The organism is Pseudomonas sp. BS-2016 (assembly GCF_001806145.1).
GTDB lineage: Bacteria > Pseudomonadota > Gammaproteobacteria > Pseudomonadales > Pseudomonadaceae > Aquipseudomonas > Aquipseudomonas lundensis.
Genome location: NZ_MLCT01000015.1, coordinates 600,846 through 624,060, shown reverse-complemented (window position 1 = coordinate 624,060; position 23,215 = coordinate 600,846). Strand labels below are relative to the sequence as shown.

At 59.8% G+C, this 23,215-nt stretch carries 17 protein-coding genes and 1 pseudogene; 17 read left to right on the top strand and 1 reads right to left on the bottom strand.

The features are described from left to right. Positions 1–240: 240 nt before the first annotated feature. The 16 genes from tssA to BKD70_RS08220 are packed head-to-tail and all read left to right on the top strand — an operon-like array spanning position 241 to position 20,387. Complete coding sequence (gene tssA, locus BKD70_RS08295) at positions 241–1,794, top strand: type VI secretion system protein TssA (RefSeq protein ID WP_047277932.1); 1,554 nt, start codon at positions 241–243, stop codon at positions 1,792–1,794. Between the two features lie 32 nt (positions 1,795–1,826). Further along, positions 1,827–2,333: a type VI secretion system contractile sheath small subunit gene (gene tssB, locus BKD70_RS08290; RefSeq protein WP_047277797.1), complete on the top strand. Its 507-nt coding sequence runs from the start codon at positions 1,827–1,829 to the stop codon at positions 2,331–2,333. Between the two features lie 29 nt (positions 2,334–2,362). Then, entirely contained in the window at positions 2,363–3,838 is a 1,476-nt protein-coding gene (gene tssC, locus BKD70_RS08285) for a type VI secretion system contractile sheath large subunit (protein WP_047277795.1), read from the top strand. Between the two features lie 13 nt (positions 3,839–3,851). Then, a complete protein-coding gene (tssE, locus tag BKD70_RS08280; protein ID WP_047277793.1) occupies positions 3,852–4,268 on the top strand; it encodes a type VI secretion system baseplate subunit TssE in 417 nt (138 codons plus the stop codon). A 46-nt stretch (positions 4,269–4,314) separates the two neighbouring features. Then, a complete protein-coding gene (tssF, locus tag BKD70_RS08275) occupies positions 4,315–6,081 on the top strand; it encodes a type VI secretion system baseplate subunit TssF (RefSeq protein WP_047277789.1) in 1,767 nt (588 codons plus the stop codon). Continuing rightward, on the top strand, positions 6,045–7,052 hold the full coding sequence (gene tssG / locus BKD70_RS08270; protein WP_047277787.1) for a type VI secretion system baseplate subunit TssG: 1,008 nt from the start codon (positions 6,045–6,047) through the stop codon (positions 7,050–7,052). Before tssF ends, tssG begins: the two co-directional genes overlap by 37 nt. Before the next feature lie 11 nt (positions 7,053–7,063). Continuing rightward, entirely contained in the window at positions 7,064–9,652 is a 2,589-nt protein-coding gene (gene tssH / locus BKD70_RS08265; protein WP_047277785.1) for a type VI secretion system ATPase TssH, read from the top strand. Between the two features lie 10 nt (positions 9,653–9,662). Next, the gene (locus BKD70_RS08260; protein WP_047277782.1) at positions 9,663–11,171 is read left to right on the top strand and encodes a sigma-54-dependent Fis family transcriptional regulator; all 1,509 of its coding nucleotides are present in this window, start codon (positions 9,663–9,665) and stop codon (positions 11,169–11,171) included. Positions 11,172–11,223: 52 nt separating this feature from the next. Beyond that, the gene (locus tag BKD70_RS08255) at positions 11,224–11,364 is read left to right on the top strand and encodes a hypothetical protein (protein ID WP_047277780.1); all 141 of its coding nucleotides are present in this window, start codon (positions 11,224–11,226) and stop codon (positions 11,362–11,364) included. 20 nt (positions 11,365–11,384) lie between these two features. Beyond that, the gene (tagH, locus tag BKD70_RS08250; protein ID WP_047277930.1) at positions 11,385–12,563 is read left to right on the top strand and encodes a type VI secretion system-associated FHA domain protein TagH; all 1,179 of its coding nucleotides are present in this window, start codon (positions 11,385–11,387) and stop codon (positions 12,561–12,563) included. Between the two features lie 5 nt (positions 12,564–12,568). Further along, positions 12,569–13,072 carry a type VI secretion system lipoprotein TssJ gene (gene tssJ / locus BKD70_RS08245; RefSeq protein ID WP_047277778.1) on the top strand — a complete coding sequence of 168 codons (504 nt, stop codon included), beginning with the start codon at positions 12,569–12,571 and terminating at the stop codon, positions 13,070–13,072. Then, positions 13,069–14,400, top strand: a complete 1,332-nt coding sequence (gene tssK, locus BKD70_RS08240; RefSeq protein ID WP_047277776.1) for a type VI secretion system baseplate subunit TssK — start codon at positions 13,069–13,071, stop codon at positions 14,398–14,400. The genes tssJ and tssK overlap by 4 nt, the downstream gene beginning before the upstream one ends. Positions 14,401–14,405: 5 nt before the next feature. Continuing rightward, the gene (icmH, locus tag BKD70_RS08235) at positions 14,406–15,287 is read left to right on the top strand and encodes a type IVB secretion system protein IcmH/DotU (protein WP_047277773.1); all 882 of its coding nucleotides are present in this window, start codon (positions 14,406–14,408) and stop codon (positions 15,285–15,287) included. After that, positions 15,287–18,784 (top strand): type VI secretion system membrane subunit TssM, encoded by a 3,498-nt coding sequence (tssM, locus tag BKD70_RS08230; protein ID WP_047277770.1) that lies wholly within the window; start codon positions 15,287–15,289, stop codon positions 18,782–18,784. The genes icmH and tssM overlap by 1 nt, the downstream gene beginning before the upstream one ends. 11 nt (positions 18,785–18,795) lie before the next feature. After that, a complete protein-coding gene (locus tag BKD70_RS08225) occupies positions 18,796–19,494 on the top strand; it encodes a PP2C family serine/threonine-protein phosphatase (RefSeq protein ID WP_047277928.1) in 699 nt (232 codons plus the stop codon). Continuing rightward, the gene (locus BKD70_RS08220; protein ID WP_186348509.1) at positions 19,491–20,387 is read left to right on the top strand and encodes a serine/threonine-protein kinase; all 897 of its coding nucleotides are present in this window, start codon (positions 19,491–19,493) and stop codon (positions 20,385–20,387) included. The genes BKD70_RS08225 and BKD70_RS08220 overlap by 4 nt, the downstream gene beginning before the upstream one ends. 725 nt (positions 20,388–21,112) lie before the next feature. Here BKD70_RS08220 and BKD70_RS08210 read toward each other — a convergent pair. Then, complete coding sequence (locus BKD70_RS08210) at positions 21,113–21,649, bottom strand: hypothetical protein (RefSeq protein ID WP_047277766.1); 537 nt, start codon at positions 21,647–21,649, stop codon at positions 21,113–21,115. Between the two features lie 255 nt (positions 21,650–21,904). Here BKD70_RS08210 and BKD70_RS08200 point away from each other — a divergent pair. Next, positions 21,905–23,055, top strand: a pseudogene (locus BKD70_RS08200) (IS3 family transposase). Positions 23,056–23,215: the final 160 nt, after the last annotated feature.

Here is a 23,215-nt window from a genome sequence, read left to right as displayed (position 1 = left end):
CAGATTTTTTGTAGGAAAAAGACACTTGGCGTTGACGGCTTTTTAACCAATCGAGGGTTTGTGAGTTTTTTTAAATTACTAAGACGTTTCCTATAGAAATGCCGAAATTTCCTACTTTTTTTCGTCAGTCATTCACCTATCGTCGCGTCCCTTGAACGGACTCGGATAGTGGCCAATGGCAATCTTCATGGAAGCTCAGGCAACGCTACGTTTTTCACCATGGGTGAGGAGAGTGGGGGCGTGACGTATACCAGCAAGTCTCTGGCGCGCATTGTCGGACTGGTCAAGGACCCCGTGGCGACTGACAACTTTGCGGGTAACGACGTTCGTTTTTCCCCTGAGTTCGAGGCGTTGGAGCGGGAGCTGGCCAAGGCCCACTCCTTGCACGAACACACGCCGGTTGACTGGTCGATGGTGCAGCAACAGAGCGAAGTCCTGTTGCGCGATCAGTCCAGGGACCTGCGGGTGGCGGCATGGCTGACGTGGGCTTTATATCAACGTGAATCCTTTGCCGGGCTGCTCGCTGGTGTCGGGTTGCTGCATCACTTGTGTGTGCAGCATTGGGCACAGATCCACCCGCGCAAATTACGGACCCGGGCAGCGGCCGTCAGTTGGCTGGTGTCGCGCCTCAATGATGCCTTGAACGAAAACATCCCGGTCAAAGAGCAATTGCCGTTGTTTCAGCGTTTGCTCGACTTGCTGATGGCGCTCGAATGCAGTCTGGCGTCGCACTTGGGCGACGAGGTGCCCTTGTTGCTCCCGCTCTGCAGACGTTTAAGCCGCATGGTCGAGCGGGCGGGGATCCATTCGCCTGATCCCGGGCCCATCGCGGCGGCGGTGGCCCACGTCAAGCAGATGGCTGCCCAATTGGTTGACAGCCAAACCCCGATCGAAAATGAAAAAGACGCCCACAAAGCACTGCGTGCCCAACAGGACAGCGCCCGAGTGCTGTGTGCCTGGTGGCTCAAGCAAAACGCGACGGACGTGCGCGCATTGCGCCTGAATCGAACCCTGACCTGGATGGCCATTGACGCCGTGCCCGAACGCAACGGGGAACAGATCACGCCGGTGCGAGGGTTGGCAAAAGATCGACTGAACACCTTCAACGAGCGCTTTGAACGCGGGCAATTCGCTGACGTGTTGGTGGAGCTGGAGTCCAGCCTGAGCAAGGCACCGTTCTGGTTTGACGGCCAACGTCTGGTCTGGAGGTGCCTTGAAGCATTGAATGCCGAACGTGCGATGCGTGAAGTCGAGCTGCACATGGCGCTGTTGCTGCAGCGCTTGCCCGGGCTGGAAACCCTGCGCTTCAGCGATGGCCAACCGTTTGCCGATGAGCAGACACGGGCCTGGTTCGTCACGCACGTCATGCCGCATGTGCAAGACGACGTCCCGCAAAGCGAGGCCCCCGGCGCGGAACAGCCCGCGTGGGAGCTGGCCCTTGAGCACGCGCAAGAGGTGGCGCTTTCCCAGGGCTTCAAACCCGCCGTTCAATCACTCAAAAGTGGCCTGGCCCAAGCCCAGGGTGGGCGCGTGCGTTTTTTCTGGCAGCTGGCGTTGGCACGGTTGTGCTTAGCAAACCGCAAATACGAAATCGCTCAGACCCAGCTCGACATGCTCGACCAACTGCTTCAGCGCTCCGGCTTGCAGGCTTGGGAGCCCGATCTTGTGTTGGAGGTGCTCAGCCTTTGGCGCCGTTGTTGCGAGCTGTTGCCACAGAGTCATGACGTGCGCGAACGCAAGGATGAGTTGTACCGCAGGTTGTGCCACCTCGACCTTGAAGTGGTACTTGAATAGGCCTTTGGGCCATACGCATAAGGGAAAACATCATGGCCAAAGAAGGCTCGGTTGCACCTAAAGAACGTATCAACATCACGTTCAAACCCGCGACGGGCGGGGCTCAGGAAGAAATTGAACTGCCCCTTAAATTACTGGTGCTGGGCGACTACGTTCAGCGGTTCGACGAGCGCAAGCTGGAAGACCGCAAACCCATCGCCATCGACAAAATGACGTTCGATGAAGTGCTGGCCAAACAAGGCCTGACCTTGAACCTGAGTGTGCCCAATCGTCTGCAGGACGACGGTGGCCCTGATGAGCTGGGGATTGCGCTGCGGGTCAATGCGATGAAGGACTTCAACCCTGCAAGCCTCGTTGAGCAAGTGCCCGAGCTGAAAAAACTGATGGAGTTGCGCGAAGCCCTGGTTGCGCTCAAAGGCCCGCTGGGCAATGCGCCCAGTTTCCGCAAGGCAATTGAAGGGGTACTGGCCGATGACGAATCCCGTGCGCGGGTGTTGAGCGAGCTGGACCTGTCCGGTTCCCCCGCCTCGGACATTTGAGCCCCCCATCAGCAAAGGAATACCACGTCATGAGTACGCAAGCCGCATCGCAGCAACACGATCAGCAACCGAATGCCAGCATCCTTGATGGCATCATCGCCCAGACCCGACTGACCCCCCAGGACGACGGCTACAGCGTTGCCAGGCGCGGGGTGGCGGCATTTATTGAAGAGCTGCTCAAGCCACAGAACCAGGGCGAGCCGGTCAAGAAAGCCCTGGTTGACCGCATGATTGCCGAGATTGATGCCCGGCTCAGCCAGCAGATGGATGAAATTGTCCACCACCCGGACTTCCAGTCGCTGGAATCTGCGTGGCGCGGCTTGCAGGTATTGGTGGAGCGCACCAACTTCCGCGAAAACATCAAGATCGAAATCCTCAACGTGTCCAGAGCCGACCTGCTGGACGACTTCGAAGATTCGCCCGAAGTGATGCAATCGGGTTTGTACAAGCACATTTACACCGCTGAATACGGTCAGTTCGGCGGTGAGCCGGTCGGGGCAATCATTGCCAACTACTACCTGTCCCCAAGCTCGCCAGACATCAAACTGATGCAATACGTGTCCAGCGTCGCCTGTATGGCCCACGCGCCGTTTATTGCCTCGGCTGGGCCGCAGTTTTTCGGGCTGGAAAGCTTTACCGGGATGCCCAACCTCAAAGACCTGAAAGACCACTTCGGCGGGCCGCAATTCGCCAAATGGCAGAGTTTTCGGGAGTCTGAAGACGCGCGATACATGGCGTTGACCGTGCCGCGCTTTTTGCTGCGCACCCCGTATGACCCGCTGGAAAACCCGGTCAAAACGTTTGTCTATAAAGAGACCGTCGCCAACAGCCACGAGCATTACTTGTGGGGCAACACCGCGTATGCCTTTGCCTCCCGGTTGGCAGACAGTTTTGCCAAGTTCCGTTGGTGCCCGAACATCATCGGCCCGCAGAGCGGTGGGGCTGTCGAAGATTTGCCACTGCATCACTTTGAAAGCATGGGCGAGATTGAAACCAAGATCCCGACCGAAGTGCTGGTCTCCGACCGCCGTGAATACGAATTGGCGGAAGAAGGCTTCATCTCCCTGACCATGCGCAAGGGCAGTGACAACGCGGCTTTCTTCTCCGCCAGTTCAGTGCAGAAAGCCAAGTTGTTTGGCGCCAGCGAAGAAGGCAGGCGAGCAGAGCTGAACTACAAACTGGGCACCCAACTGCCTTACATGATGATCGTTAACCGGCTGGCGCATTACCTCAAGGTGTTGCAGCGCGAGCAACTGGGTTCCTGGAAAGAGCGCACCGACCTTGAGATCGAACTCAACAAATGGATCCGTCAGTACGTCGCGGACCAGGAAAACCCCGGTGCTGAAGTGCGTGGTCGTCGCCCGCTGCGGGCGGCGCAAATCATCGTCAGTGATGTTGACGGCGAGCCGGGCTGGTATCGCATCAACCTGAACGTGCGCCCGCACTTCAAGTACATGGGCGCTGATTTCACCCTGTCGCTGGTCGGCAAGCTGGACAAAGAGTGACGCAGGGGCGGGCATGACGGGATACGGCAGCCTTTTCGAGCGCTTGAAAGGCGATGCACAGAGGCGTGCGGGGCTGAGCCGCGAGAGGGCTGTCATGGCCTCGGTGGCTGCGCAGTTGACCCGGATGCTCAGTACCCGAGCGGGCAGCGTGCAAACGTTGCCCGACTACGGCCTGCCCGATCTAAACGACATGAGCGTCAGCCTGCACACGGCGTTGTCGCAGGCCCGTCAGTCCATTGAAACCTTCATCGAACAGTACGAGCCGCGCCTGACTCAGGTGCGGGTCGTCTCGTTGCCACGCGACCGGCACCCCCTGCGCTTGAGTTTCGCCATTGAGGCGTTGCTGGAGGTTGAGGGATTACGTCGCCAAGTCAGCTTCTCGGCTCAGCTCGATGGCAGCGGGCAGGTTCGGGTCGAGTCACTGCTTTGAATCAGCGTTTTCACTTTTTGATGTCGCCAATGATCAGGTAACCCGCGTGTCTTTTAACCAGTATTACCAACGCGAGCTCACGGCATTACGCCAGTTGGGCAGTCGCTTCGCTGAGCGCAATCCGGCACTGGCCCCCTTTTTGGGGCAGGCGGGGCGTGATCCGGATGTGGAGCGGTTGCTCGAAGGGTTCGCGTTTCTGACCGGGCGCCTGCGCCAGAAGCTCGATGACGAACTGCCCGAGCTCAGTCACTCGCTGATGCATTTGCTGTGGCCCAACTACATGCGGCCGCTGCCGGCTTTTAGCCTGTTGCAATTTGACCCGTTGAAGCAGGCCGGGCCTGCCCTGCGGGTGCCTCGCGATACGGGAGTGGCCAGCCTGCCGCTCAAAGGCGTGAGCTGTCAGTTTCGCACCTGCTACGCCACCGATCTGTTGCCTTTGCAACTGACCGGGCTGACGCATTCAGTGACGGGCGACGGTGCGTTGTTGAGCCTGCAACTGGACATGACGTGCCCGGGGCATCTGGGTGAACTGGACGTGAGCCAATTGCGCCTGCACCTGGCGGGCGAGCGCTATATCAGCCAAACGCTTTACCTCGGTCTGCTGCGTCACGTGGATCACGTCACCGTGCTGGCCAAGGATGATCTCGGGGAGCAATTGGGCGTATTCACATTGCCCCCCGACTGCTTGCAGCCCGTGGGTTTTGCGGAGGATCAAGCACTGATTCCCTATCCGCTGAACACATTCCGCGGGTATCGCTACTTGCAGGAATACTTTGCGTTTCAGGACAAGTTTTTGTTCGTCGACCTGAGCGGGCTGGACGTTATCCACAGCCTGGCGCCCGAGACCCTGAAACAAACCCGCAGCCTCGAACTGCGTTTTCTGATTCGCCAGCACAGCGCTCAACGCCTGCGGCCGACCCGTGACAACGTGAAGTTGTATTGCACGCCTGTGGTCAATTTGTTTGCCCACGATGCAATGCCGATTCGGCTGGACGGCAAGCAGGACGAGTATCTGTTGATGCCATCCAGGCTCGATAGCGCGCACTGCGCCGTGTTTTCTGTCGACCATGTCAGCGGCTGGCGGTCTGGCGGTGCGGGTGAACAGAGCTATGTGCCGTTCGAATCGTTTGAACACGATCCCAGTTTCGATGTGTCGCAAGCCCATGCCCATTACAGCATCCGCCAGCGTTCCTCGCAGGTGCATGAGGGGCTCGACACCTTTCTGAGCGTGGGCGTACGTCAGCCCGAGCACAGCGAAACGCTGTCGGTGGAGATGACCTGCACCAACCAGAACCTGGCGCGAGGGCTGGCGCCCGGCGCGATTTGCCTGCCGGGCGAAGACATGCCCGAGGGGCTGGCGTTTCGCAACATCACCCGCGTGACCTCCAGTTATGCGCCGCCGATCAACCGCGACTTTCTCTGGAAGTTGATCAGCAACATGTCGCTCAACTATTTGTCGCTGGCCAATGTGGACGCCTTGAAGGTGATCCTCGAAACCTACGACCTGCCGCGCTACTACGACGAGCAGGCCGAGCGTGTCAGCAAGAACCTGCTGAACGGCCTCACGTCCATCCGCCACGAACACGTGGACCGACTGCACCGTGGTTTGCCGCTACGGGGCGTGCGTACCGAACTGACGATAGACCCCCAAGGCTATATCGGTGAGGGCGACGTGTTTGTTTTCGCCTCTGTGCTCAACGAGTTTTTTGCCCTTTACGCCAGCCTCAACTCTTACCACGAGCTGCGCGTCACCAGTACCCAGGGAGATCGCTACCAATGGACACCGCGCATGGGCTTGCAGCCCCTGCTTTGAGCGGGCTGTCCACACGCATACGAGAGTACTCGCTGTATCAGGCGGTGTTGCTGGTCATGGACCGATTGCGTGAAGGCAATCCGGACATCAGCGATGACGCGCTGTACGAGCGTCTTGAATTCGTTGCCAACCCCAGCCTGGGGTTTCCGGGCTGTGATGTTGAGCACGTGACGTTTTTTACCGAACACGGCCAGCTTCGCGCGCGTTTGTGTTTCAACCTCATGGGGTTGGTGGGCTCGTCTTCTCCGCTGCCCGCGTTTTACGCCGAGCAAGCGCTGGAGGAGGGCGACGAGGCCAATGTCACGCGCGGGTTTCTGGATCTCTTTCATGATCGCTTACAGCGTTTGATGTTGCCGATCTGGCGCAAATACCGCTACGGCGCCCGCTTTCAACGAGGCGCGACAGACCCGTTTTCCAGCCAGTTATTCGCCCTGATCGGGTTGGGTGGCGAACAGATTCGTCAGGCGCAAGGGCTGAATTGGCGGCGCTTGCTGCCCTATCTCGGGCTCCTGAGTTTGCGGGCACATTCGGCGGCCCTGATTGAGTCAGTGCTGCGTTACTACTTCAAGCACGCGGCGCTGACGATCGAGCAATGCATCGAGCGCCGAGTCGTTATCGCGCCTGAGCAACGCAATGCCTTGGGCCTGGGCAATCACCAACTCGGTGACAGCCTGGTGCTGGGGGAAAGGGTTCGCGACCGCAGCGGCAAATTCCGCATTCACATCCGCGACCTGGACTGGCAACGCTTCCACGAATTTCTGCCGATTGGCGAGGGCTATCAGCCGCTGTGCGCGCTGGTGCGATTCACCTTGCGTGACCCGCTGGACTACGACATCCGGCTGCAACTGCGCCACGAAGAAGTGCGCGAACTGCGTATTGGCGCGCACAACACCTGCCGTCTCGGCTGGACCAGCTGGCTGGGGCGCGAGCGGGCGGACGGCGTCGTGACCCTGAACAGCACACTTCATTAAGGACGGATGACATGATCAACGTTGACCTGCAAGACCTGATTCAAGCGCTGGACCCGGCAACCCGCCGTGACCTGGAAGCGTGCGCCGAGCGCTGCGTGGGGCGGGGTGCACACCTGGTGGTGGTGGAGGATCTGCTGCTGGGCCTGCTGGAGCGGCCCGACAGTTTACTGATGCGTGCCTTGCTCGACGCCGATATCGACGCCGGGCAGTTAAATGCAGCCTTACAGCCTCGCACTGAACAGGGCGCATCGCGCAATCCGGTGTTTGCTCCAGAACTGATTCAGTGGCTGCAAGATGCCTTGCTGGTCGCCCACCTTGAACTCAAGCAAGCGCACGTCGATCAGGCGGCCTTGCTGCTGGCGCTGCTGGGTAACCCTTTGCGTTATGCGGGCAGCCGGTATTACGCGCTGCTGTCCGCGCTCAATACCGAACGATTGAAGTCCTTTGCCTTGTCACAACAGGTGTCAGGCAGCCCGGCGTCTGCGGTGGTAGGCGGTGAATCCCTGTTGCAACGCTTTACCCATGACCTCACGGCCCAGGCCCGGGCCGGGCAGCTCGATCCGGTGTTGTGCCGTGACGACGCCATCCGGCAAATGATCGACATCCTGGCGCGGCGTCGTAAGAACAACCCGATTGTGGTGGGGGAAGCGGGCGTGGGCAAAACCGCGATCGTGGAAGGGCTGGCGTTGCGCATCGCGGCCAACGAAGTGCCGCCGGTGTTGCAGGGCGTTCAATTGCTGTCGCTGGACATGGGCTTGCTGCAAGCGGGCGCCAGCGTGAAAGGAGAATTCGAACGTCGTCTCAAGGGCGTCATCGACGAGGTCAAAGCCTCCCCCGTGCCGATCATTGTGTTTATCGACGAAGCCCATACCCTGATTGGCGCGGGGGGCAATGCCGGGGGCTCGGACGCTGCCAACTTGCTCAAGCCTGCATTGGCCCGTGGCGAACTGCGCACCATCGCGGCCACCACGTGGAGCGAATACAAAAAATACTTCGAAAAAGACCCCGCACTGGCCCGGCGCTTTCAGCCGGTGCAGCTGCACGAACCGACTGTCAGCGAGGCCGTGACCATTCTGCGCGGCCTGGCGCACGTGTATGAAAAAAGCCACGGGATTTACCTGCGCGACGATGCGGTAGTGGCGGCTGCCCACTTGTCGGCGCGTTATCTGGCCGGACGCCAACTGCCTGACAAAGCCGTGGATGTGCTCGACACCGCCTGTGCCCGCGTGCGCATCAGTCTGGCGGCGGCACCGGAACAACTGGAACGCCTGCGGGCCGAGTTCGCAGAGGGTGAGCGTCAGGTTCATGCCTTGCGACGGGATGCCGAAGCGGGACTGGTGGTGGATAGCGCTGCACTGGAGGCGCTGGAGCAACGGCTGATACAGGTCGACGCTGAACAGGTCGCGCTCAATGACGCCTGGCTTGCGCAGCGCGCGTTGGCCGAGCGCTTGCTGGAACTGCGTCAGCGTCTGGCCAAGGCCCGTGAGGAAGATGAGCCGCAGGCGCTCGAACAGGTGCCGGTACTGGAAGCGGAACTTCAGGCGACCCAGCACGCCTTGAGTCAGGCCCATCTGCGTGAGCGGCTGGTCAGTTTTGAGGTTTGCCCACGCCTGGTGGCCGAAGTGGTCAGTGCGTGGACGGGCGTGCCGCTGACGCAATTGGCCCGAGAGCACAGCGTCAAGGTCGCACATTTCGCACAAGATTTACGCGCCCGCATTCTCGGTCAGGAACAGGCGATTGGTCAGTTGGACCGCGCCATGCGGGCTGTAGCGGCGGGGGTCAACAAACCCGATGCGCCTGTCGGGGTTTTCCTGCTGGTGGGCCCCAGCGGTGTGGGCAAGACCGAAACCGCGCTGGCGCTTGCCGATCTGCTGTATGGCGCCGAGCGCTTTGTCACCACCATCAACATGTCGGAGTTCCAGGAGAAGCACACCGTTTCGCGCTTGATTGGCGCGCCGCCCGGTTATGTCGGCTACGGCGAGGGCGGCATGCTCACGGAAGCCGTGCGGCAAAAACCGTATTCCGTTGTGTTGCTGGACGAGGTTGAAAAGGCGGACCCCGACGTCCTGAATCTGTTCTATCAAATCTTCGACAAAGGGGTGGTCAACGACGGCGAAGGACGTGAGATCAACTTTCGCAATACGTTGATTCTGATGACCTCCAACCTGGGCAGTGAGCGTATTCAAGCGCTGTGCGCAAACGGTGCGCACCCTGACGCCGAGGAGCTTGAAGCGCACATCCGCCCGCTGCTCAGCCAGCACTTCAAACCGGCCCTGCTGGCGCGGATGCGGGTGGTGCCGTATTACCCGGTGAACGGCGCAGTGTTGCGCGAACTGGTTGAGCTCAAGCTGGTGCGGCTGGGCGAACGTCTGTCGCGGCGTCATCTGCGGTTCAGCCATTGCCAGCGTCTGGTGGACCATTTGGTCGAACGCTGCACGCGAAGTGATAGCGGCGCCCGATTGATCGATGACCTGCTGGACGCTCATGTCCTGCCGCTGGTCGCGGATCGGATACTGGACGCTCTCGCCTGCGGGCAAACCCTTACCTCTGTACATATCACGCTGGACGCCCAGTCCCGCGTGTTATGTGACTGTGAGTGAGGGGCGCGTGATGTTTAGTCAAATCCCGCAGCCGCTGGAGTATGCCGAAGCCCTGCTGGCCCACTTCTCCCGCCTGTCACAGAGCACCGACAGCAGCACGCTGCTGAGTCAGAGTGCCCAGGCCATGGCACAACTCACCGGGTGCCAGTTGAGTCAGCTTTACCTGCTCGATGCCTCTCGCGAACGGCTGGAACTCAAGGCTCAGTGGCTGGAAGGAACGCTGCACCCGGCGTTGGGCTCCGGACGCTCTGCCGACCATTGCCAAGAGCCTTTGCTGCAATACGCGATTAGCCAAAACAGGGTCGTGGACCTGAGCAACCTCGACAGCCGTCTGCACAATATCGATTTCCTGCCCCGTGCTGGCGACCCTTGGCGTTCGCTGTTGGCCGTGCCAATGCGCGATTCACGTCAGACCGTGGCCGGTGTATGGATGCTGGCCAGTTGCACGCACATGCCGCTGCAAGGGTATGCCCCGTCATTAGGCGCCTTGGGCAGCGCCGCCTTGATGCAGATGAGCCTCTTGGAGCGCCGCCCGCAACAGGGCAAACCGTTGGGCCGCTGTGTGAGTGCCGGGACCCTGATCGGCTCCAGCCCGGTGATGCGCAAAACCTATCAATTGATCAATCGCGTGGTGCACAGCCCGTACACCGTGCTCCTGCTGGGAGAGACCGGCACGGGCAAGGAAGTCGTCGCACGGGCCATTCACGACAGTGGCCCACGGCGTGCGCAGCCCTTCATCGTGCAGAACTGCGCCGCGTTCCCTGAGGACCTGCTCGAAAGCGAGTTGTTCGGGTATCGCAAAGGGGCCTTTACCGGGGCGGACCGTGACCGCAAAGGGCTGTTCGATGCCGCCCACGGCGGCACCCTGTTGCTGGACGAAATCGGTGACATGCCCCTGGCGCTGCAAGCCAAGTTATTGCGTGTGCTGCAAGAAGGTGAAATCCGGCCTTTGGGCTGCAATGAAAGCCACACCATCGACGTTCGCATCATTGCGGCCACCCACTGTGACTTGAAGCAACGGGTGAGTCAGGGGCGTTTTCGTGAAGACCTTTATTACCGCCTCGCCCAGTTTCCGGTGGTCCTGCCTGCCCTGCGTGAGCGCGGCCGGGACATCTACGATCTGGCCACTCATTTCGCGGCCCAAACCTGCGCATTTCTACAGCGCCGCCCGGTGGTGCTGGCAGACAGCGCCATGGCGCAACTGGCCTGTTACGCCTTTCCGGGCAATGTGCGCGAGCTCAAGGGGCTGGTTGAGCGTGCGGTCTTGCTGTGTGACGGGCATGAGCTGTTGGCCGAGCATTTTGCCCTGCCCAGCGAGCTGAACGATGAGTCAGGGCGCCTGAATTTTCGTAAGCGCATGGACGCTATGGAGCGCGGTTTGCTGCTCGACTGTTTACGCCGCAACGCCGGCAACCAGACGTTGGCCGCCCAGGAACTGGGCCTTGCACGGCGCACGCTGCTGTACCGGCTGGGGCGTTTGAATATCAATTCCGATGAGATTCGCGCCTATGCCTCGTGATCCCCGCGCGGGCCATGGGTTCGAGGCCCGGCCACTAAATGGAGATGAGTTGATGACGGTTCGCCACCGACTGCACGTGGTGCTGACGCTGGCCTTGTTGTGCGCGCTGGGCGGCTGCAAGGGCAATTACACCTTCACTGACAGCGACTATCGCCCGCTGGGTGATCCGCACGCCATCAATCGCGGTAAATGACCCTCAGGAGCAGCATCATGATGGAACTGGTTTTTGACTTGCTGGCCACGTCGCCGATGGCGACGGGCCAACCCAGTCAGTACAGATTCACCCCGGCGGGCGGCGTCATTGGCCGCAGTCATCAATGCGACTGGGTGCTCGCGGACGCAACCGGGACGGTCTCCGGCCAGCATGCGCGGATCAGCCATGAACGCGGTGCGTACTTCATTCAGGACGTGAGTACCAACGGCATTTCGATCAGTGGCGGACAGGCCTATCTGCCTCCCGGCCAGTTGCAGCTGATTAATCACGGCGATGTGTTCGGCCTTGCCGGCCTGTCTATTCGGGCCCGGCTGGAACCGCCGCTGGAGGTGCGCCTGGAACAGGTCGGCGTGCCGCAACCCGCAGGCAGCCTGATCCCGGATGATGCGTTTATCGAGCCAGACGTGTTGCAAGTGCTTCGGGAAAACGCGTTTGCCTCACCGTTCGGGGAAGAGCCGGGGGGGCAGCACGACCATCACGTTGGTTTCACCCCTGTTGACCTTGAACACCTGATCGTCCCGCGGCTGGTTGCCCCCACGCAGCCCGACGAGGTTTCAGCGCAAGGCCCGGGAGCATCCCCGGCTGATTCGTTTTGGGAGGCGTTTGGCCAGGCGCTGGGCGTGGACGCGCGCGCCCTTGATCAGGCGGGCAGAGAGTCGCTGGCACTGAATGTCGCCGGGTTGCTCAAGCAGTGCGTCGCCGGGTTGCAACAGTGCATGTGGACGCGTGGCGAATTGAAAAATGAGTTGCGTCTGGCGCACACCGTTGCGCCGGGAGCGGCGCGAAACCCGCTCAAATCGTCCCACGATGCGCAGCATGCCTTGAGGCAGTTGCTGGGGCCTCGCGCGCCTCATCAGCCGACGCCAGAGCAATCGGTTACGGGCGCATTTCGTGATGTGCAGGCCCATCAAGTGGCCTTGCTCAGCGCCAGCCGTGCGGCGATGCGTGGCTGTCTTGAGCACTTTTCCCCACGCCAACTGACCTTGCGTTTCGAGCGTGATGGCCGCCCGCCGCTGCTGGCCACCGCGGGCAGTCGATGGCGTGCGTTTGGGCGCTACCACCAGGCGCTGCAACAGGACGATGACTGGACCGAGCGGTTGCTGGCCCGGGATTTTGCCAAGGCCTACGAAGAGCAAGTGCGTTTGATTTCCACCCTTCACCAGACCCCGCAAGGATGAGGCCGATGCCGCGTTGTACTGCTGTTCATTTCAAGGCACCGATGGTGCTGCTCACGCTGCTGTTGGCGGGTTGCAGCGCGCTGTCGCCGTATTCGAGCGTCACCAAACTGGACCTGACCCTGAGCGCCAGTGACCAGGTCAACCCGGACGTACACGGGCGCGCTTCACCGGTTGTCATTCGGCTGCTCGAACTCAAGCATCCCGTGGCGTTTGAGAACGCTGATTTTTTCAGCGTGTATGAACGCGCCGACAGCGTCTTGGCTCAAGACCTGCTCATCAGCGAAGAACTCGAATTGCGTCCCGGCGAGACGGTTTCGCACAAGCTCAGTGTTGCCCCCGTCAGCCGCTATGTCGGTGTGCTGGCCGCGTATCGCGACTTGCCGCAAACCCGATGGCGCTATGTGATCACCTTGAGCCCCGAGCAGATCACGCAAGCACACCTGGTGCTCGATCAAGCAGGCATCCGTCGCGCCGATGACGTGAACCCTGATGCAGGTGATGACGCATGAATGTGCATAAAGTGATCTGGGAGGAAGGCCTGCTGCTGCGCCCGCAACACTTCCAGCACAGCGACCGTTATTACGATCACCAGTTGAAAACCCGAACCCAAATGCTGGGTCGTTACCTCTGGGGGTTTTTCAGGCTGGAGATCGATGTGCAGTTTCTCAACATGAGCAAGCTGGTCATCAGCCATGCGTCCGGCGTGCTGCCGGATGGCAGCCTGTTCGAGCTGGGCGGCGATAACCAGCCTCTCGCGCTCGATATCCCGCCCAATACCGGGCAAACCCCTGTGTACTTGGCCTTGCCACTGGTCACAGGCAACCACATCGAGGCGCGTCGCACCGACCACGCCGATGTGTTGTCGCGCTACACCCGCTATGAAGCACAGGTTGCAGACTCCAACGCGGGTGAGAACGCCATCAGCCCGATCAGTTGCGGGCGGCCGGACTTTCGCTTGCTGCTGGGCGCGCAGCAGAGCGATCAGGCCTGGGTCAAATTGCAAGTGTGCGAGATCCAGGACACCACGCCCGACGGCGTCATCAGGCTCAATACGCAGTGTGTGCCCACCTACCTCCACACGCACTGCTCGGGATACGTGCAGTCGTGTCTCAAGGAAGTCATCAGCATGCTCGGCCACCGGGCCGAGAAGCTGGCCGAGCGGATTCGCTCGAACGGCAAAGTGGGAGGCGCCGAAGTCGGTGACTTCATGATGCTGCAACTGATTAACCGCAGCGAACTGGTGTTGCTGCACTACTTGCAGCTCGAACAAGTGCACCCCGAGGAGTTGTATTGCGTGCTGCTGGCGTTGCTGGGTGACCTGTCGACCTTTGCCAGCGAGACCAAGCGTCCCCGTTTGCACAGCCACTACCAGCACAGCAATCAGGGCGATAGCTTCCGCGCGCTGATGCAAGCGTTGCGCGAGGCGCTGTCGATGGTGCTCGAACAACACGCGATTGAACTGGTGCTGCAGCCGCGTCAATACGGCGTGCATGTCGCGCAGTTTGATGACCTTTCGCAACTGGGCACGACGACGTTCGTGGTGGTGGCCAGGGCCGCGTGTGACAACGAAGCCTTGCGCCATAGGTTGCCCGCGCACTTGAAGATTGGCCCGGTGGAAAACATCCGCCATTTGGTCAACCTGCACCTGCCGGGTTTCAAGCTCAAGCCGCTGGCGGTCGCGCCCCGGCAATTGCCGTATCACGCCGACCAAACCTATTTCGTGCTCGAACTGACAGCCGATGACCTGGCGCAAATGGAGCGCTCGGGCGGTTTTGCGTTTCATGCGTCGGGCGAGTTTGCCCAGCTTGAACTGACTTTTTGGGCCATCAGGAACTGACTCCCATGAACACGCAGACGCCTTATTCGCACGATGCCAAAACCCTGTTGCTGGACCGTTACGGCAGAGCGCCGCGACACGTTGCCCTGACCGACAGCGAGCCAGTGCCGCGCATTGAAAACATCGATGAACGCATCGTCTACAACGCACAGCTCAAACCGACTGAGCACATCAGTGTCGGCCTTAATCCCCTGATCGCGGCAGCCAGCGATGTGCTGTCATTTGTGGTGGGGATCGACGACCACAGGGCGCAAAACGACCTGCTGGTCCTGCATGCCCGGCTCAGCACAGAAATAAAGGCCTTCGAAACCAACGCCCTGCATGCGGGGTGTGAAAGCGGGCAGGTCATCAACGCCCGGTACGTCCTGTGCACGGTGCTGGACGAAGCCATCTGCACCACGGTGTGGGGCAATGAGCTGGACTGGTCGCAAAAAAGTCTGTTGGGCAGTTTTCACAATGAAACCTTTGGCGGCGAGAAGGTGTTTCAACTGATTGAGCGGTTTTCCCGCGAGCCCGCGAAGAACCTGTATTTGCTTGAGTTGCTGTATGTCTGCCTGTCGCTGGGGTTCGAGGGGCGCTTTCGCGTGGAGACGCGCGGGACCCTCGAACTGGAGTCGATACGCGACAACCTCTATCGCCAGATCCGTCATTTGCGCGGCGATGTCATCCGCGAAGTCTCGCCTCACTGGCAAGGCCTGAACGCACCGCGCAGCAGTGCGGTACGCCTCGTGCCGCGCTGGTTATGGGTCACGTTCACCCTGAGCTGCCTGACGGTGATGTACACCGGGTTCGCCTGGGTGCTGAGCCAACAGCGTGAAGCCGTGATGCAACCTTACGAACAGCACGTTGCAGCGGACCAGCCTGCAGTTGCGAACAGGAAGTCATGATGAAAAGTGTGTTGAAAAAAGCCGCAGCGTTACTGACACAAACATGGCTCTGGAGCCTCTTGCTGGTGCTGTCCGTTGCGCTGCTGGTGTGGTGGGGCGGGCCGTTGCTGGCCGTAAACGATCACAAGTTTTGGGCCGACCCCGTGGCGCGGTTGTTGAGCATCAGTGTCTTGATCCTCGTGTGGGGGCTGGCCATGGTGTTTGTCAGCTGGCGTGCAGGCCAGCATAAAAAAGCCATGGCAGACAGCGAAGAAGGCCAGATTCAAGCGCGTGAGGCACTCGACGCCGAGGCCGCACGCAAAACCCTGCGCAAGCGTTTCAAGCAAGCGCTGCACACCCTGAAAAACACCAGCGTGTACAAAGGGCGTAGTGAGCGCTGGCGCGACGAACTGCCCTGGTACGTGGTGCTCGGGCCGCAAGGCGCCGGCAAGACCAGCCTGCTCGATTTTTCCGGGCTGGAGTTTCCACTGAATAAACTTGATCGCAGCCTCACCCGCGACCTGCGCGGTACGCGGGACTGTGAGTGGTACTTTGCCGAACACGGGGTGCTGATCGACACCGCCGGGGGCTATCTGACCCAGGGCAATGAACCGGTTAATGCCAGCGGCTGGAAGACCTTGCTGGGCCTGCTGCGCAAACGCAAACGCGAGCGACCGTTGAACGGGGTGCTGGTGACTGTCCCGGTGGACAGCCTGATGCAGGCCAGTCACGACAGGCTCTCCGGGCTGTCGGATCAGATCCGGGCACGGCTGCAAGACGTTCATCAGGTATTACGCATCGAGTTGCCGGTGTACCTGGTGCTGACCAAGACCGACCTGATACCCGGCTTTACCGAGTTTTTCGAGGCTCTGACCCGTGAAGAACGTGCTCAGGTATTCGGTGCCACCTTTGAGTCGGGGCAGGGCGGTGCAGCGCTCATGCGTAGCGAGTGCGAGGCGTTGTTGGTGCGGCTTAACAGCCAGGTCATCGCGCGGATGCATCAAGAACGCGATACCCGGCGGCGCGGGCGAATGCTGGACTTCCCTCGGCAATTGAGTGACGTCGCGACGCAGTTGTGTGTGTTTGCCGACATGACGTTCACCGGCAACCGCTATCAACGGGCCAGCCCGCTGCGGGGTTTTTATCTGACCAGCGCGCCTCATGTCCCGCAGCCTGATGAAACCGGGGCTGGCGTGGAGCACACCCGGGCGATGCCCGCGATGCTCTCGGGCCATGCTTACTTCATCCATCATCTGCTCAGCCGCGTGATGTTCCCCGAGGCGCAACTGGCCGAACTGGACAAGCGCGAGCGCCGACGCCTGCATTGGGGGCAGCGTTTCCACTACATGGCGGCCATGGGCGTGCTGGCTGCTTTGGGCATGTTGTGGGCCGCCAGCTTTTCATCCAACCACGGGCGTCTTGAACAATTGCGACAGCTGGCCCAGCAATGGGGTCAACAACAGGGGCAGTTGAGCCCCCGTGATGATGCCAAGGCAGTTCTTCAGACCCTGGACACGCACTACGCCGCCACCCAGGTCTTTGCCTCGCCACTGGACACGGCCCTGTATGAACGCACGGGGCTGTATCAAGGCGCAGAGGTGCGCGAGCGGGTCGAACGTGCTTATCAACACACCTTGCAAACCGAGTTGATGCCACGGGTTATCCAACAGCTCGAACAACAGATTCGCGCCAACTTGAGCAACCGCGACTCCTTGCTCAACAGCCTGCGCGCCTACCTGATGTTCGACGTCAGTGACAAGCGCGACCCCGCCTGGCTCAAGGGGTGGGTGGCCAACGACTGGTCGATGCGCTATCGCGGCCTGACACAGGTGCAGAACGGCCTGAATCAGCACTTCGAACGGTTACTGAAAACCCCGATAAAGCCTGTGCTGGATACGGCCCTGATTGCTCAAGCGCGTCAGGTGCTGCGCAGTGAGTCGTTGGCAACCGTGGTCTATCGCACGCTGCGCGAGCAGTCACGATCCTTGCCGCCTTACAGCCTTGCTCAGCACCTGGGGCCGCAAGGTCATCTGTTCAGCGGCGCCGATTATGAGATTCCGGGGTTTTACACGCGCCAAGGTTATCAACAGTATTTTTCGATCCAGGGCGTAAGCCTGGTGAGCGGCATTCTGCGCGATAACTGGGTGCTGGGAGAGGGCAGCAGCATCAGCGCGATGGACATGCGCAAGCTCATGGTTGAACTGGAACAACTCTACTTCCACGATTACGCCGAACAGTGGACGGCGGCAGTCGGGCATCTGGGGCTGGAGCCGTTCGATGACGCACGGGACAGTGCCGAGCAACTGGCCGGGATGACCTCTGCCAACTCGCCGGTGGTGCGCATGCTGCTGGCGGTGCGGGAAAACACACGCTTCAGCACGTTGGGCGACGCGTTACCGGCATTGCCCTCCGCCCCCGCTGCCGGGCCGCTGGCAGGAGCGGTTACGGTTGCCGCAGACGTGGCGGCCAAGGGGGCTGAGGCGGTGTCGGATCACGTGCCGGACACCGCCAAAAAAGCCTTGCAGCGACAGTTCGAGCCGCTTCATCAGTTATTGGATGACAACAACGGCCCCGCTGGCAGCCTCTTGCCTCTGTTGGCCGGGCTGACCGATCTGCAGTCGCAAATGGCCGGACTGGCCAGCGCCAGTGCGCCGGATAACGCGGCCTATGAAATCGCCCGCCAGCGCATGAGCGGCCAGCGAGATGCCTTGAGCCACCTGCGCCAGAGCGCTCAACGTCTGCCGCGTCCGCTGGATCGCTGGTTCAACGGTGTGGCTGAAAACACCTGGAGGCTGGTGCTCAACGATGCCTATCAATTCGTGGATAAGCGCTACAAATACGAGCTGTACAGGTTTTATACGCGCGCCATCGACCGACGTTACCCCTTCAGTGCCCACAGCAGCAGTGATGTGGCGCTCAACGACTTTCGGGAGTTTTTCAAAGGCCAGGGGCTGGTTGAGCAGTTCTTCGATAACTGGCTCAAACCGTTCGTCGCTGGCGAAGCGGGCAACTACCGTTTGCGCAGCATGGACGGCCAGCACTTGCCGATGTCGGCCGCCTTCTTTGAACAAATCGCCACAGCGCAGATCATTCGACAGGGCTTCTTCGCGCAGGACCCGTCGCAGCCGCAAGTGCAGTTCACCCTGGAACCCTACAGCCTGGACTCCAGCGTGAGCCGCGCGCAGTTGCGTTTCGGTGATCAAGTCATTGAATACCGGCATGGCCCTATTGTGACCACCACCCTGCAATGGCCGACGTCGATCAACAACGGGCGCACCAGCCTGGTGTTGGAGAAAGCGGCGGGGCGTCCGCTGGGCATCGAAAAAAGCACCGGCCCGTGGTCGTTTTTCAGGGTGCTGGACTTGATGCAGGTGGATTACCTGAGCGGTCGCGACGTCATGTTGCTGCAAGCGGAGGTGGGCGGTCTGCGGGCCAACTACCTGCTGACGAGCCAGCGCACGCCCAACCCCTTTGACCTGCAAGTGCTGCGCAGTTTTCGCTTGCCGGCGCAATTGTGAAGCCCACCGGGATGACTTGGCGAAGCGCTGCGCGCACGGACATGGGCAAGGTGCGCACACGTAACGAAGACGCCGTTCTCGACCGTCCGCAGCAGGGGCTCTGGGCGGTGGCGGACGGTATGGGAGGCCACTCGCACGGTGATCTTGCCAGCCTGAGGCTGGTCAGCTGTTTGGGCGCGCTGCCTGCGCAAACGGATTTTGAGTCACGGCTGCAGGCCGTGCGCGAGTCCCTGCACGACACCCATCACCGCCTGATTACTGACTCGGCGGGCACTGTCAGCGGCAGCACCGTGGTGGTCTTGATCCTCGAAGGGCAGCAGGGGGCGTGTATCTGGGCCGGGGACAGTCGTTGTTATTTGTGGCGCGAACAGCGGCTGTACCAACTCTCTCGTGATCACTCCTTTGCACGGCAACTGATGGAGCAAGAACACATGAGCCCCGGGCAGGCCATGGCGCATCCCGATGCACGGGCCTTGACCCGTGCGGTGGGGGCCGGGGAGCGGTTGACGCTGGATATTCTGGCGTTTGCTGTTCAGCCGGGGGATGTGTTCCTGTTGTGCAGCGACGGCCTTTATCAAGACTTGAGCCCGAAAATGTTAGGGCAGGCGATGAATGAAGACGCCCCGCACACCGGCCTGGCGCGTTTGTTCGACGCCGTGCTGGCGGGCGAGGCGCGGGATAACTTGAGTGCCGTGGTGATCGCTCAATGACTCAACCGCTTCTGACGGGGACGTGGGAGGTGCCACGCTTATGGGGTGGCCGCTACCGGTTGGAGCGTTTGCTGGGCGCCGGTGGCATGGGCGCGGTCTACTGCGCGCGCGACCTGTTGCAGGAGCAGTTAGGTGATCCGTACGCCGACGTGGCCCTGAAAATCCTCAATGACGAACTCGCCCACGCGCCCGACGCCAATGCCCTGCTGTTCAACGAATTTGCGCTGATGCGTCAGGTTCGCCATCCCAACCTCGTGCACCTGTATAGCTTTGGCATCGACCCCGAGCATGATCGGGGATTTATCGTGATGGAGCTGCTGCGCGGCCCGACCCTCGACCGCGTTTTGTGCGAGCGCCCCTTGGGCTTGCCCCTGCACGAGTTGCAGGAAATCGGCTTGCCCTTGCTCTCGGTGCTGGCGCACGCCCATCAACACGGCGTGCTGCATGGCGACATCAAACCCGGCAACGTACTGCTGAGCGAGCAGGGCGTGCGCCTGTTTGACTTCGGGCTTGGACAAAGCGAAGCGGGGCAACTGCAAGGGCTGGCGTCGTTGAGCCGTACCCGATTCAACGCCTGGACGCCCGGTTATGCGGCGCCCGAACTGCGACACGGCGGCCCGTTAACGCGCCAGGCTGAACTCTACAGCGTGGGTTGCTTACTGCATGAACTGGCCACGGGCAAACCGCCCTTCAATCCGCGCATACCCGCACTGTCGGAGTATCCGCCCCAGCGCTCGCCGCACAAAAAGCCCCGGCACCTGCCAAGTCAATTCTGGTCGGCGCTGCAAACGGCGATCAAGCAGGACCCTAAGCAGCGAACGGTGAGCATTGAGCAACTGAGTGAGGCGCTGAAACCCGCGAAAAAGCGCTGGTGCTTTAAGCGCGGGACGTAATCGGCGGGCATTAAAAAGCCGGCTTGTGGCCGGCGTTATTTCTAAGTTTTAGCCTTATTTTGCTGGTTTATCCGGTTTTGTCGGCTTTTGTCCCCCCATTTGTCCCCCCATGTAGGTTCTGCGTTACCAAATTATAGGGTTAACCTCGGCTGGGGGTGCAAGGGTGAACGGGTTAGCCGTCTCTTATGATGCTACCTGCCTTTGGCTACCACGCGAGTAATGCGGAGTCGGCGACCCTCCCAGGTTCAAGCGCGTTTAACGCTTCGCTTCTTCGCAGCGTACGCAGCCAGTTGCTCAAGTGCGTACTGGATTGCATAGGGCGCTGGTCGGTAGGTGGCCGACTCTTGTCTGCTCAAGTAGTAGCGCATAACCCGGTCCGTGATGCCGAGTGCAGTTGCTGCTGCTTCTTGGGTGATGCCTGCGGTCTCCAGAAGGCCACGCAGGTATGCCGGGGACGGGTCGTGCAGTGAGGCGTCTGGCTTTCGAGGGTACATGTCGTTAGTCCCGTATCCCGTATACCCGGTTGAGTGGTATTTACCGGAACCCCCCGATGAGGGGAGGTTTGTGCCGCTGGCTGCTATGCGCCGGGGATTCATACGCAATAGCTGTGCGATGCTCTATTGTTAGGCCCCCGGCTCTTAGGCGCTTCTTGATGAGCTGCCTTATGCAATACACACCATAGCTCGTCATCAGTTCTTCCTCTCAACGAGTACGTCAACGTGTGCTTATTCCTCAGCTTCCGTGTTGGCAGGGTTAGAGGGGGTGACTGCAAAGTAATACTCGTCGTTGGCATACGGATCGAACTTAGGGCGAGCGATGCGACCTTGATCCATGGCGTATTGAAGCACGTCGCGTACTTCCAACCAGCCGTCTGGCTTGATTACGTTCAGCGCTTCAATGGCTTTGATAATTTCTCGCCAGCCAGTTTTTTCTGGCTTGATGGTGTCTAGCAACGTGTTAAGGATCAGCTGCTGGCGCTCGGTTTGATTCATTTTGGTCACTGGCCTCATTTCGTCTTCGGTTGGTGTCATTACCGTTGTAACGACATCGATGCCGTAGTGGCGAATGAATTCGTAAGCTTCTTCGCGGCTCAGGTCGCCCTTGATGATCTCAACGCGGTCACGCATTGGCTTGTCAAAGTGAACGATGGTGACGTCGTATTTACCGCCGCCAACTTGAACAGAAAGCGGTACCCCTGTGCGCTCGCGGGTTTCCCGCACAATGCGAGTCTCTGCAAGCTGTTGCAGTTCTGCCTCGGTCACGACGTCCCACTAAGGGCGCTCAAATAGATCTGGGTACACGCGGTGTTTGGTTAAGAAGTAGCGCTTGGAAAGCTCAATGCAGCTCTCACGGTTACAGTCAGGCGTTTTGATCACATAAAGGAACGGTGTCTCTAGGTTCTTTTCACGCCAGTTGTTGCACTTGCGGAGGCTGGAAAACTCGACGGTTTGAAACTGAATCGCCCCGGGTTTCGTAGACACCTCTTTGCCTTAAACTGAGGCCAATTAGGAGGTGCCATGAGCAACCCGCGTTACCCCGAAGAATTCAAAATCCAAGCGGTCAATCAAGTGACCGAAAAGAAGTTGCCTGTCGCTGATGTAGCGGCTCGTCTCGGCGTGTCGACGCATAGCCTCTATGCCTGGGTAAAGCGCTACAGCAAACCTCAACAAGAACGGCAGCAGGATGATGATCAGCACGCTGAACTGCGTCGTCTGCGAGCCGAACTCAAGCGGGTCACCGAAGAGCGAGACATCTTAAAAAAGGCCGCCGCGTACTTTGCCAAGGAGTGCGGTTGAAGTACGCCTTTATCAAGCAGCGAGCGGGCGATTATTCCATTCGACGGCTTTGCCTGACGCTGAAAGTCCATCCCAGCGGTTATTACGCCTGGCTGTCTGAGCCGTAATCTGTACGCGCCAAAGACGACCAGCGACTGCTGGGTTTGATCAAGCATTCCTGGCTGGAGAGCGGCGGCGTTTATGGCTATCGCAAAGTCCATGACGATCTGCGCGAAGTCGGTGAGGATTGTGGTCGGCATCGTGTGGCGAGGCTGATGCGTCTTGAAGGTCTGCGCTCTCAGACAGGGTATCGACGCCGCCCTGGCAAATACGGCGGTAAGCCAGCCGTCGCCTCACCCAATTTACTGAAGCGCCAGTTTGATGTCGTAGAACCCAACAAAGTTTGGGTCACCGACATCACTTACATTCGTACGTATGAAGGCTGGCTGTATTTGGCAGTGGTGCTGGATCTGTTTTCTCGTCAGGTCGTTGGCTGGTCAATGAAGTCGCAGATGACCAGTGATTTGGCCATTGATGCGTTATTGATGGCGGTTTGGAGGCGAAAACCGAAACAGGAGGTGATGGTTCACTCCGACCAAGGCAGCCAGTACAGCAGCTCTGATTGGCGCAGTTTTTTGAAAGCGAACAATTTGGTTGCCAGTATGAGTCGCCGAGGCAACTGTCATGACAACGCCGTGGCCGAGAGCTTTTTCCAGCTTCTGAAACGGGAACGGATCAAGCGGAAAATCTACACCTCGCGGCAAGATGCTCGTAGTGATGTGTTTGATTACATCGAGATGTTCTACAACGCAAAACGCCGCCATGGTTTCAACAATCAGCTGTCACCGGTAGAGTTTGAAAAGCGTTACGCAATGAGTTTGCAAAGTGTCTAAAGAATCCGGGGCGATTCATCCGTCACTTTAGGGTGCTGCGTTGCCGTGCGTAATGCTGGGAACATTGTTCCTGTGTGGCAAGAGTTTTTTACGCAGTAATTCTACTTGATGAAGCGCTTTTAGTACGAGACGAAAGCCGATCTCATCGTGGCGAGGCAAT

Coding starts and splice junctions, on each gene's coding strand:
- tssB (WP_047277797.1), top strand. CDS start 1,827: ATGGCCAAAGAAGGCTCGGTTGCACCTAAAGAACGTATCAACATCACG.
- tssC (WP_047277795.1), top strand. CDS start 2,363: ATGAGTACGCAAGCCGCATCGCAGCAACACGATCAGCAACCGAATGCC.
- tssE (WP_047277793.1), top strand. CDS start 3,852: ATGACGGGATACGGCAGCCTTTTCGAGCGCTTGAAAGGCGATGCACAG.
- tssG (WP_047277787.1), top strand. CDS start 6,045: ATGGACACCGCGCATGGGCTTGCAGCCCCTGCTTTGAGCGGGCTGTCC.
- tssH (WP_047277785.1), top strand. CDS start 7,064: ATGATCAACGTTGACCTGCAAGACCTGATTCAAGCGCTGGACCCGGCA.
- BKD70_RS08260 (WP_047277782.1), top strand. CDS start 9,663: ATGTTTAGTCAAATCCCGCAGCCGCTGGAGTATGCCGAAGCCCTGCTG.
- BKD70_RS08255 (WP_047277780.1), top strand. CDS start 11,224: ATGACGGTTCGCCACCGACTGCACGTGGTGCTGACGCTGGCCTTGTTG.
- tagH (WP_047277930.1), top strand. CDS start 11,385: ATGGAACTGGTTTTTGACTTGCTGGCCACGTCGCCGATGGCGACGGGC.
- tssJ (WP_047277778.1), top strand. CDS start 12,569: ATGCCGCGTTGTACTGCTGTTCATTTCAAGGCACCGATGGTGCTGCTC.
- tssK (WP_047277776.1), top strand. CDS start 13,069: ATGAATGTGCATAAAGTGATCTGGGAGGAAGGCCTGCTGCTGCGCCCG.
- icmH (WP_047277773.1), top strand. CDS start 14,406: ATGAACACGCAGACGCCTTATTCGCACGATGCCAAAACCCTGTTGCTG.
- tssM (WP_047277770.1), top strand. CDS start 15,287: ATGAAAAGTGTGTTGAAAAAAGCCGCAGCGTTACTGACACAAACATGG.
- BKD70_RS08225 (WP_047277928.1), top strand. CDS start 18,796: ATGACTTGGCGAAGCGCTGCGCGCACGGACATGGGCAAGGTGCGCACA.
- BKD70_RS08220 (WP_186348509.1), top strand. CDS start 19,491: ATGACTCAACCGCTTCTGACGGGGACGTGGGAGGTGCCACGCTTATGG.